Origin of the sequence: Streptomyces nanhaiensis (genome assembly GCF_046614825.1) — a bacterium.
GTDB lineage: Bacteria > Actinomycetota > Actinomycetes > Streptomycetales > Streptomycetaceae > Streptomyces > Streptomyces radiopugnans.
This window is the reverse complement of sequence record NZ_JBKJFM010000180.1, coordinates 1-11,035: the sequence shown is the minus strand read 5'-3', so window position 1 is coordinate 11,035 and position 11,035 is coordinate 1. Positions and strand designations below refer to the sequence as shown.

The following is an 11,035-nucleotide window of genomic DNA, read 5'->3' as shown; positions in this document are numbered from 1 at the left end:
CCTCGCTGTGTGTTTCAAAGGAACCTCGCCGACTCCTCCGGAACCGGAGGAGCGACGGGGCATCAACATATCTGGCGTTGACTTTTGGCACGCTGTTGAGTTCTCAAGGAACGGACGCTTCCTTCGGCACCCCTTCCGGGGCCCTTCCGGGCGCTTCCCTTCGGTGTCTCCGACTCTATCAGATCCCTTTTCGGTCTCCGATCCCCGGCCGGCGGGGTCCTGCCTTTTCCTCTCGCGCCGTTTCCGGCGCTTCCACCACCGTAGCGGATTTCCCGTCCGGCTCCTAATCGAGCCACCCGGACCGGAATTCCGGCATGCCGGAATTCATCCCCGGAAGGGATTCACACTGGGTGAGTGGTCGCCGCCGAAGGCGACAGAAGAGCTGCCCGGAGAACCGTTCCGGCTCCCTGGCAACCCGGAGAACCCTACGGATCGCTCCACCGGCTGTCAAGCCGCGCCCGCGACCTCCTCAAGGGCGGCCGCCAGGCGGCCTGCCCGGCCCGTCAGTCCAGGTCGCTGAGCCGGCCACCGGCGTCCGGCTGGGTGTCCTCCACCCTGCGCAGCAGGCGGGTCAGCAGCTCTCCCAGGGTGGCGCGCTCCTCGCCGGACAGGTCCTGGAGCAGGTCCTCCTCGAAGACCGAGGCCATCCGCATCACCTGGAGCCACTTCTCGCGGCCCTCGTCGGTCAGTCCGACGATCACCCGTACGCGGTTGCTCTCGTCCCGCTCCCGGGTGACCAGGCCGGCGGTGGCCATGCGGTCGATGCGGTGGGTCATGGCGGCGGGGGTGAGTCCCAGCCGCTTGGCCAGGGCTCCCGGGCCCAGACGGTAGGGCCTGCCCGCCATCACCAGTTCCTTCAGCACCTCCCACTCGGCGTGGTTGAGGCCGAGGGTGGCGAGCTGGCGCCCGTAGGCGACGCTCATCCGCCGGTCGAGGCGGCTGAGCGCGTTGACGATCTTCTCCACCTGGGGGTCCAGCTCGCCGTACTCGCGCTGGTAGATGGCGATCTGCTCGTCGAGCGTGGGGCCGTGGTCCGGGTCCCCGGAGGGCTGGTCAGGCATGGGACCGGAGTATGGCATGAACTCGTTCGCTTCGAAGTCTTTCGCTGTGTACTCTTTAGTATCGAACTTTAGCTTCGAAGTCTTCTCCCGGACTTCTCCCTCCACCCATGCGTTCCATCCCATGCGTGCCCCAGCGGCACCGGACTCAGAGGCAGGTGAGTGTGACCACCGCGACGGGCGCAGCGCTGCGCCGGATCCACACGGGGAACGCGCTGAGCGCGTTCGGCAACGGCTTCACCGTCCCGTTCATGTTCATCTACGTGGCCCAGGTGCGGAATCTGGGCGCGGCCGCCGCGGGGACGGTGCTCGCGCTCTTCGCCGTGGCCGCGCTGGTGGTGCTGCCCTTCACCGGACGGGTGATCGACCGGCGCGGTCCGCTGCCCGTCGCAGTCGCGGGAACGGTCCTGGCCTCGGCAGGCTCGCTCGGCATCGCCTTCTCGGAAGGCACTGCGGCGATGTACGTGTCCGCCGCCGTCTTCGGCGCGGGCCTCTCCGTGATCCAGCCCGCGCTCGCCACGATGATCGTGTGGTCCTCCACCACCGCGACACGCTCGCGCGCCTTCGCCACGCAGTTCTTCCTCAACAACCTCGGACTCGGCGTCGGCGGGCTGCTGGGCGGTCTGGTCGTGGACACCGACCGGCCGTCGTCGTTCCTGCTGCTGTTCGGGATCGAGTCGGCGATGTACCTGGTCCTGGGCGCGACCGTGGCGACCGTACGGCTGCCGGACGCGCCGCGCGTCGAGTGCCCCTCCCACGGCGGCGAGGACGGCACCGCGGCCCGGGGCGGCCTGCGGGCGCTGCTGTCCGACCGGGCGATGGTGACGCTGTCCGCGCTCGGCTTCGTGATGTTCTTCGCCTGCTACGGGCAGTTCGAGTCCGGGCTGTCGGCGTACGCGGTCGAGGCCTCGCGGATCTCCCCGGCGACGCTGGGGGTCGCGCTCGCCGCGAACACCGCCGTGATCGTGCTGGCGCAGTTCGTCGTGCTCAGGCTGGTGGAGCGGCGGCGGCGCAGCCAGGTGATCGCGCTGGTCGGGCTGATCTGGACGGTGGCGTGGCTGGCGGCCGGGGTGTCCGGTCTGGTGGCCGACCGCCATGCGCTGGCCGTCGCGGCGATCATCTCCACGTACGCGCTGTTCGGGCTGGGCGAGGCGATGCTGTCGCCGACCGTGGCGCCACTGGTGGCGGATCTGGCTCCGGCCCGGATGGTCGGGCGGTACAACTCGGCCTTCGCCCTGGTGAAGCAGTTGGCGCTGGCGATCGGTCCGGCGGTGGGCGGGCCGATGGGGGCCACGCTGCACGGGCCGTACATCGTGATGCTGGTGCTGTGCTCGCTCGGCGTCACCGTGCTGGCCCTGCTGCTGGGCCGCAGGCTGACCGCCGAGCAGGACAACCCGCTGCGGGCGTCCCTGGTGGTCGCCGCCTCGGTGCCGGTCCGGCCCGCCGAGGAGGCCCGGCCCGCTGCGGCGGTGGCGGTACGGTCGGCCGAGCCGGCCCGTACGGTCCGGGCCGGCTAGCGCGGGACCGCCTCCCGGGGGAGCGCGAACTCGCACCACACCGCCTTTCCGCCGCCCGGCGTGCGGCGCGACCCCCAGGCGGAGGCGATGGTGGCGACGATGGAGATGCCCCGGCCGCTCTCGTCGGCCGGCTCGGCTCTGCGGCGGCGCGGGAGGTGGTCGTCGCCGTCGGTCACCTCGACGATCAGACGGCGGTCGGTGCGGCGCAGCCGCAGGCACATCGGCGGGGTGCCGTGCTGGAGGGAGTTGGCGACCAGCTCGCTGGCGGCCAGCACGCCCAGATCGTGCAGGCCCCTGGGGAACCGCCAGCTCGTCAGGACCCCGGAGGCGAAGGCGCGGGCGCGCGGGGCGGCCTCGACCCCTCCCAGGAGATCGAGCGCTGCGTTGTGGAACAGCTCCGCGTCGTGGCCGGTGCGGACCGGGTGCTGGAGGGCCAGGAGCGCGACGTCGTCGTCGTGCTCGGCGGTGATGCCCAGGGCGCGCAGGAGCCGGTCGCAGACGACCTGGGGGCTGCCGGTGGCTCCGGCGAAGGCCTCCTCCAGCACCTCGATGCCCTGGTCGATGTCGGCGTCGCGCCGCTCGACCAGGCCGTCGGTGTAGAGCACGGCGGCCGAGCCCTCGCCGAAGGGGACGGAGGCGGAGGTGTGCAGCCAGCCGCCGGTGCCCAGCGGCGGGCCGGTGGACTCGTCGGCGCGGTGGACCGTGCCGTCCGGGTCCCGGACGAGGATCGGCAGATGGCCGGCGGAGGCGTACACCAGGCGGCCCTCGTTGGGGTCGTGGACGGCGTAGACGCAGGTGGCGATCTGGTTGGGGTCGATCTCGGCGGCGAGTCCGTCGAGGAGCTGGAGCACCTCGTGGGGCGGCAGGTCCAGCCGGGCGTACGCGCGCACGGCCGTGCGGAGCTGCCCCATGACGGCGGCCGCCCGCACCCCGCGGCCCATCACGTCGCCGATGACCAGGGCGGTGCGGCCCGCGCCCAGGGTGATGACGTCGTACCAGTCGCCGCCGACCGCCGCGTCGGTGCCGCCCGGGCGGTACGTGGCGGCCACCCGCAGGTCGTCGGGCTGCTCCAGTTGCTGCGGGAGCAGGCTGCGCTGGAGGGTGACGGCCGCCTCGCGCTGCCGGCGCTCGCTGGCGCGCAGCCGTTCGGCCGCCTCGACCTGGTCGGTCACCTCGGCGGCGAAGACGAGGACTCCGCGCCGAGCTCCGGGGCCCTTCAGTTCGACGGGGGTGCAGGTGAAGGTGTAGTACCCCGGGCGCGTACCGCCGGCGGCTCCGGGCTTCCCTCCCCCTCGCCCTCCTCGCCTTCCCGTCCGGCCTTCCACCCGGCGGGACTTGACCGTGCGGGGCCTGCCGCTGCGCAGGACCTGGTCCATCAGCGGCAGGAGGCCCAGCTCGGCCAGCTCCGGCAGGGCCTCGCGGGCGGGGGCGCCGGGCGCGCGGGGGCCGAAGACCGCGGCGTAGGCGTCGTTGACGAAAGCGATGCGGTGGTCGGGGCCGTGGACGAGGGCGACCAGTGCGGGGACCTGGTCCAGCAGTGCCTGCGCGGACAGGGCGTCGAGGCCGTGTCCCGCCCCCTGCCCCGCTTCCTGTCCCGCTCCCCCGGCGTCCGGAGCGGACGGCTCGCCGTGCTCGTCCCGGGCGGCCGGGACGGCCGGAACGGCCCCGGAGGGGGCCGGTGCCTCGGGCGGGCGCCGTACGGCCCTGGCGGCGAGGCGTCGTTGCCGCTGCGTGCCGGGCAGCCGGGCGCTCCAGCGCGTGAAGTTCACTGCGTGCGGTCCGATCCGATTCCGATGTTCTCGTGTCTGGTGTGTGCGTGCGGGTACGTGCGGATGCCCGTACCCGCCGTGCCGGCGGGCCCGTCGCGTCGGCCGCGCCCGCCGGTGACTCTCAGCTGACGCGGGCCCACCCATGGTCACACGTTCAGTGTGGCCGACGGCACCGACAGGTGTCAGGGTCCCTCGGGGTGGCGGCCGGTGCCCGCGGCGAGTTCGAACTCCGCGCGCGGGTGCTCCAGCGAGCCGAGCGAGACGATCTCACGCTTGAACAGGCCGGCGAGCGTCCACTCCGCAAGGATGCGCGCCTTGCGGTTGACCGTCGGCACCCGGCTCAGGTGGTACGCGCGGTGCAGGAACCAGGCAGGGTAGCCCTTGAGCCTGCGGCCGTACACATGGGCGACGCCCTTGTGCAGGCCGAGCGAGGCGACGGAGCCCGCGTAGGAGTGCTCGTACCGTGCAGGCTCCCGGCCGCGCAGCGACGCGACCAGGTTGTCGGCCAGGAGGCGTGCCTGGCGTACCGCGTGCTGGGCGTTGGGGGCGCACTCCGGGACCGGTCCCTCCTCCGGGCCCCGGGCCCGGGACGCCGCCGCCAGGTCCGGGACGGCGGCGGCGTCGCCCGCGGACCAGGCGTGTTCGGTGTCCTCGACGCGCAGGGTCGCGGTGCAGCGGAGCCGGCCGCGTCCGTCGCGGGGGAGGTCGGTCCTCTCCAGCAGGGGGTGGGGTTTGACGCCCGCGGTCCACACGAGGGTGCGGCAGGGGTGGCGGGATCCGTCGCTGAGCTGGGCGACGCGGTCCTCGCAGGAGTCGAGGCGGGTCTCCAGGCGTACGTCGACGTTGCGGCCGCGCAGTTCGCGCACGGCGTAGCGGCCCATGGCCTCGCCGACCTCCGGGAGGATGCGTTCGGTCGCCTCGACGAGGATCCACTTCATGTCCCGGGGGCGGATGTTGTGGTAGTAGCGGCAGGCGTAGCGGGCCATGTCCTCCAGCTCGGCCAGCGCCTCGACGCCCGCGTAGCCGCCGCCGACGAAGACGAAGGTGAGGGCTGCGTCGCGGACGGCGGGATCGCGGGTGGAGGAGGCGATGTCGAGCTGTTCGAGGACGTGGTTGCGCAGGCCGATGGCCTCCTCGACGGTCTTGAAGCCGATGCCGTGGTCGGCGAGGCCGGGGACCGGGAGGGCGCGGGAGACCGAGCCCGGGGCGAGGACGAGTTCGTCGTAGGACACCTCGACGGGGCCGGTGCCGGCGTGCTCGGTGGCGAGGGTCTCGACGGTGGCGGTGCGCCGGGCGTGGTCGATGGACTTCGCCTCGCCGATGACGACCCTGCAGTGGGGCAGCACGCGGCGCAGGGGGACGACGACGTGGCGCGGGGAGATGGAGCCGGCGGCCGCTTCGGGCAGGAACGGCTGGTAGGTCATGTACGGCTCGGGGGCGAGCACGACGACCTGTACGCCCCCGCCGCCCTCCCGCGCGCGTCTCAGTTCGTGCTTCAGGCGCCGCTGGAGGCGCAGGGCGGTGTACATGCCGACGTAGCCGCCACCGACCACGAGAATGCGCGCGGGTTCCTTCGTCACCTGTCCATGACGCACCCGCGGGTGGACGTTTGTCCACAGGTCCCGGGAAACGTATGACCGGCGGAGGGATCGGGACCGGGGCTCGCCGATTCGCGGTGGACAGGGGGACGGCGCAGGTCAGCGAGGGTGCGAGGGGGGTACGGGAGGGGGCGGGGAGAGGGGGTGGGCGGCGTACTCCGATCGGGGGGCGGAGGTGGCGGAACATGCCCCTTCTCTCGTGACCGGGGCTCAACTATGTTCGTAGCACGCCGGGCGGAGTCATGACCGTGTCCCGGCGGCACAGGGCGGGGGGCCTCCGGGGGGAGGCTGCCATACAACCGGGGGAACACAACGTGCATATTCAGGGCATTCAGGGCTCTCGCTGGTCGACCGCCGTCGTCGCCGACTCTTCCGCGGACGGCGGGGCGGGTCCGGTGAACGGGGCGGGCGGAGGCCGCGGGGCCGGACGTACGGCCGACGGCGGGAGTGCCAGGGGGAACGGACGCACGGCTCCGCTGCGGGTCGACGCCCAGCGCAATCTGGAGCACGTGCTGCGCGCAGCCCGCGAGGTCTTCGGCGAGCTGGGCTACGGCGCTCCGATGGAGGACGTCGCGCGCCGGGCACGGGTCGGGGTCGGCACGGTCTACCGGCGTTTTCCCAGCAAGGACGTACTGGTCCGGCGTATAGCGCAGGAGGAGACGGCGCGGCTGACCGAGCAGGCCAGGGCGGCGCTGGGGCAGGAGGAGGAGCCGTGGTCGGCGCTCTCCCGGTTCCTGCGCGCCTCGGTGGATTCGGGTGCCGGACGGCTGCTGCCGCCTCGGATACTGCGGGTCGGGTCGTTCGCCGACGAGCCGGAGGGTGCGGCCGGGGGTGCGGGCGGCGGCCTGGAGGGGGCGCGTACGCCGCGGGGCGGTGGGCACGGGCAGCCCGGGCTGCGGCTGGTGGACGGCGGGAAGCGGGAGAACCCCGGGAGCGCCGGGAACGCCGGAAGCACCGAGGAGGACGCGGGCGTCTCCGAACTGCTCGACGTCGTCGGGCGGTTGGTGCAGCGGGCGCAGGCGGCCGGTGAGCTGCGGTCCGATGTGACGGTCGCGGACGTGCTGCTGGTGATAGCCACGGCGGCGCCGTCCCTGCCGAACGCGGTGCAGCAGGCCGCGGCCTCGGCGCGGCTGCTCGACATCCTGTTGGAGGGCCTCAGGCCGCGGCACGCGAAGCCCGTGGGGGCCTGAGACGGGGCTTGAGGCTCCGGCCCGCGGTCCGAGGACCCTGCGGCAGGTCCGGTAGGTCCGGCAGATCCCGTCGGCAGGTCCCGTCGGCAGACGCTGCCGGTGGGCTCTTTCGGCAGGCCCATCGCCGGGTGCCGGGCGTGGCCGTGCGGTGGCCGGACGCGGGCGGTGCGGCGGTGGAGCAGCGTTTTTCGGTCAGATTCGCGCCGCCGCGGCGCGGCTCCCATACCTCGTGACAACACCGCGTGCGCACCGTTTTGCGGTTTTCCACCCCGGACGGGTGATTGAGGCGCACGGCCGGGAATGCGCGGCCCTCGCCGTGACACGCTTTGCCGGTGTTCGGTGGCGACTGTGTGTACGGGGGTTCTCGCTTTGGGTGCTGACGGGCGGGAGGAGCCCCGCGGTTCGCGGGACGTGGACGGAGCGGTCGGGCCGGAGGACGCCGTGCCCGGCGACGCGGAACTGGTGTCGCGGATGCGCGGCGGGGACACCGGGGCGTATGAGGAGCTGTACCGGCGGCACGCCGACGCGGTGCGCCGCTACGTACGCCACTGCTGCCGGGACGCGGCGACCGCGAACGACCTGACGGACGAGATCTTCGCGCGAACGCTGCTGGCCGTACGCGGCGGTGCGGGGCCGGACACGGCGGTGCGCACCCATCTGCTGGCGGCGGTCCGGGACGTGGCGGCGGCCTGGACGGGGACGAGCGGCTGGGATCTGCTCGTCGAGGACTTCGCGGTCTTCGCGGCGGCGGCCGAGTCGCCGGGCGGCGGCGAGTCCTTCGGGGCGGACGCACATGTGCGGGCCATGTGCAGGGCCGAGCGGTCCACCGCGGTGCGCGCCTTCCGCGATCTGCCAGAGCGGTGGCAGGTGGTGCTGTGGCACACCGTGATCGAGGAGGAGGCGCCGCGGGAGGTCGCACCGCTGCTGGGCATGGCGGAGGACGCGGTGGTGTCGCTGGCGCAGCGGGCGAAGGAGGGGTTACAGCAGTCCTACCTGACGGTGCACACCGCCGGGGCGCGGGCGGCGGGCGACGACTGCGCGCGCCGTGCCGACCGGCTGGGTACGTATGTGCGCGGAGGGCTGCGGGCGCGGGCGGACCGGGGGCTGCGCCGGCATCTGGAGCGGTGCGCCGGCTGCCGGTCGGCGGCGCTGGGCGCCAGGGACGTCTGCGAACGGCTCCGGGTGGTGCTGCCGTTGGCGGTCGTGGGCTGGGGCGCGGATGTGTACTCGCCGTATCCGGTGGTGGGTTCGGCGCAGGCGTATGCGGCACAGATGTACGGGGCGCAGGCGTACGGGGCGCAGTGCGGCGTGGAGGAGGGGGGCGCCGCGGAGGCGTACCCGTTGGTGGGCCCGGCCGCCTCGTCCGGAGGCCTGGACGGTACGGCCGGTGGCGCCGCGGTGTTCGACGGGCTGGGATCGACCGCGAAGGCGGGAGTCACGGCGGGGGTGATGGCTGCCGCCGTGGCCACCGCGCTGACGCTGGCGCTGGTGACCGACGGCCAGCGGCCGCGGAGCCCGTACCAGGGGCCGGGAGCACGGCCTTCGGCGGCCGGTGCGCCCGGCGGGGCGGAGACGGGAGCGGAGACGGGAGCGGAGACGGGAGGTTCGAGGGCGCAGACCGTGTCGCCGCGGGAGGCGGCGGAAGGGGGGAAGGGCGCCCCGGGCCGGGAGGCGGTCCCGCCGGGGGACCTCCCGGAGCCGGGGCCGGGGCCCGGTTCCCCTTCCGCGGCGGGGTCCGCGCCGGTGCCCGGAGCAGGGCCCGGGGCCGGTCCGGGGCCGGGGACGTCCCCGCCCGGTTCCGGACCGGTGCCCGGCGGGACGGACGGCCCGGCGGCCGGTCCGACGCCCGGACCTGCGCCCGAACCGACGTCCCGGCCGTCCGCGGCCACCGTCCACCGGCTCGACCGGCTGCCCCGTGGAGGCGGTTCGGACGGCCCCTCCGTACGCGAGGGGAGCAGCTGGCTGTGGCAGCGCTCGGAGCTGCGTGTCAACGGCCGGAACCGGGGCTACGGGGTGACGGTGTCCGCCCGCTCCTCCGTGACGGTCGATCTGGGCGGCGCCTGCACCTCGTTCGACGCGCTCGCCGGGGTGGACGACCTGACGGCGCTGCGGGGCGCGGTCCGGTTCTCCGTGTACGGCGACGGTGTCCGGCTGTGGGAGTCGGGCGTCGTCCGGCGGGGCGAGGAGCCGGTGCCGGTCCACGTGCCCCTGGCCGGGGTGCGGACGCTCCGGCTGGTGGTCGAGCCGAACGGCGTGCTGGACTCGGCGGTCATGGCGGACTGGGTCCGGGCGCGGTTCGGCTGCCGCTGATCCGCCCCGCGGACGGTGCCCGCGGGGCGGTACGGCGCATGGAGGCGCGGCCCGCGGACCCGGCACGAGCCCGGCTCGGCACGGATCGGGCCGGATCGCGCCGGACTGGACTGGGCCGGACTGGACTGGGTTCACAGACTGGGGCGCTGCGGCACCCCTCCGGCCACCGCGCGCCGGCGCTCGGTGGCCGTACCCGTCCAGCAGCTGCCCCGGCGGGCCAGCAGCCGGCGCAGCCAGACCTCGGTGGAGACCAGTTCCGCCAGCCCGTCCAGCGGCAGCGATTCGCCCTCGGCCGCGGCCCGCAGCGCCTTGCGGACGACCCGGGCCTCCACCAGTCCCGCGTCGGCCAGCAGGGGCGCGTCGAAGAGGTCGATGAGATCGCCGACGCGGGACCGCAGCCCGGTCCGCGCCGCCGTCGTGTGGGTGGCACGGGACGGGGTGCCCCAGCCGGGCGGCAGTTCGTGTACGCCCGCCCCCGCCAGGACGGCGCGCAGCACCGCCGCCCGCGCCCCCGGCTGTACGCGCAGCGCCTCGGGCAGGGCGCGGCAGGCGCGTACGACCTGGTTGTCCAGGAAGGGCGCGTGCAGCCGCTGGCTGCGGACCTCCGCCGCCTGTTCGAGTATCCGGTGGTCGGCCGCCAGCCGGGCGAGCGCCGCCCGCGCCCGCCGCTCCCCCGGACGCGTGCCGGACTCCCCGGGCAGCGGGCGGAGGGCCGCCTGCTCCAGCCGAATCGATACTTCGGCCAGCACCTCCCCCGTCAGCCAGCGCGCGGCCGGCCCCGGGCGGCACCAGGCGAGGGCGGAGAGCGAGGCGTCGAGCACCCCGGCCCCGGCCTCGTGAGCCGCACCGCCCGCACCGCCCGCACGACCCGCGCCCCACGCGCCGCCCGTACCCCACGCTCCGGCGCCCGCCCCGCTCCCGGTGACGTCCCGCTCCCGCAGCCGCCGCGCCGTCTCCAGCACACCGTCCCGGTACGGCGTACGGGCCAGCCTCCGTGCCGCGCGGTAGACGGTGAGCGGCACGAGCACCGAGCGCCCGGTCGCGCCCTCCGCCTTCGCCAGCGCCGTGACCGGCCGCAGCAGATGGCGGCGGCGCCGGTCCAGCAGCAGGTCCGCCAGCCGTGCCGGGTGCGCGTCGAGCACCTCGCGGGCGCCGTATCCGGACAGGTGGTCCGCGCTGCCCGCCGCCAGGCGCCGCCGGTGCCGCTCGGCGACGACCAGTGAGGGGCCCGGTTCGTCGGTCAGCGGCCCGTCGGCGAGCGGGCCGCCGTCCGGGCCCGCGTAGGGCAGGGCCTCCTCGCCCGCGGCGACGACGACGTGGTGCAGCCGGGGGTTCTCCGCGATGCTGCGGGCGCGTTCCAGTTCGGCCTCGCGTCCCGAGAGCGGGTCCAGGGTGAGGTCGTTGAAGGTGACGGCGAGCAGCCGCTCGCCCGCCGACGTCCCCGGCGTGCCGTACACCGTGCCCGGGACGCCGGGCAGTCCGGCGGCCAGCAGCGCGAGCGTCGCCGAAGCGCTGCCGCCCGACAGGTCGGCGCCTATGCCGGGCGCGGGGCCCCTGGCCCGCCCGCCCCCCGGGCGGTCCGCGCGCCGCTGG

At 74.8% G+C, this 11,035-nt stretch carries 7 protein-coding genes; 3 read left to right on the top strand and 4 right to left on the bottom strand.

The genetic code is table 11. The features are described from left to right. Positions 1-503: 503 nt before the first annotated feature. A complete protein-coding gene (locus ACLIYP_RS26700) occupies positions 504-1,061 on the bottom strand; it encodes a MarR family winged helix-turn-helix transcriptional regulator (protein WP_412715657.1) in 558 nt (185 codons plus the stop codon). A gap of 161 nt (positions 1,062-1,222) precedes the next feature. Here ACLIYP_RS26700 and ACLIYP_RS26695 point away from each other — a divergent pair, with 161 nt between their 5' ends. After that, positions 1,223-2,575 (top strand): MFS transporter, encoded by a 1,353-nt coding sequence (locus ACLIYP_RS26695; protein ID WP_412715656.1) that lies wholly within the window; start codon positions 1,223-1,225, stop codon positions 2,573-2,575. On the opposite strand, the gene ACLIYP_RS26690 is transcribed toward ACLIYP_RS26695, so the two are convergent. Both ACLIYP_RS26690 and ACLIYP_RS26685 read right to left on the bottom strand, forming a co-directional pair. Further along, positions 2,572-4,344: a SpoIIE family protein phosphatase gene (locus tag ACLIYP_RS26690; RefSeq protein WP_412715655.1), complete on the bottom strand. Its 1,773-nt coding sequence runs from the start codon at positions 4,342-4,344 to the stop codon at positions 2,572-2,574. The two genes, ACLIYP_RS26695 and ACLIYP_RS26690, sit on opposite strands and share 4 nt — an antisense overlap. 182 nt (positions 4,345-4,526) lie before the next feature. Beyond that, positions 4,527-5,873, bottom strand: coding sequence for an NAD(P)/FAD-dependent oxidoreductase (locus ACLIYP_RS26685; protein WP_412715658.1), 1,347 nt, complete (start codon positions 5,871-5,873; stop codon positions 4,527-4,529). A 389-nt stretch (positions 5,874-6,262) separates the two neighbouring features. Here ACLIYP_RS26685 and ACLIYP_RS26680 point away from each other — a divergent pair, with 389 nt between their 5' ends. Both ACLIYP_RS26680 and ACLIYP_RS26675 read left to right on the top strand, forming a co-directional pair. Further along, positions 6,263-7,132 (top strand): TetR/AcrR family transcriptional regulator, encoded by an 870-nt coding sequence (locus tag ACLIYP_RS26680; RefSeq protein WP_459076355.1) that lies wholly within the window; start codon positions 6,263-6,265, stop codon positions 7,130-7,132. A gap of 411 nt (positions 7,133-7,543) precedes the next feature. Beyond that, positions 7,544-9,442 carry an NPCBM/NEW2 domain-containing protein gene (locus ACLIYP_RS26675; protein WP_412715653.1) on the top strand — a complete coding sequence of 633 codons (1,899 nt, stop codon included), beginning with the start codon at positions 7,544-7,546 and terminating at the stop codon, positions 9,440-9,442. A 131-nt stretch (positions 9,443-9,573) separates the two neighbouring features. On the opposite strand, the gene ACLIYP_RS26670 is transcribed toward ACLIYP_RS26675, so the two are convergent. Then, the coding region (locus ACLIYP_RS26670; RefSeq protein WP_412715652.1) for an asparagine synthase-related protein at positions 9,574-11,035 on the bottom strand (1,462 nt) is incomplete at its 5' end.

What these genes read in the sequence shown, in the direction of transcription:
- ACLIYP_RS26685 (WP_412715658.1), bottom strand. Translation starts at nt 5,873, where the DNA reads ATGTACACCGCCCTGCGCCTCCAGCGGCGCCTGAAGCACGAACTGAGA.
- ACLIYP_RS26700 (WP_412715657.1), bottom strand. Translation starts at nt 1,061, where the DNA reads ATGCCTGACCAGCCCTCCGGGGACCCGGACCACGGCCCCACGCTCGAC.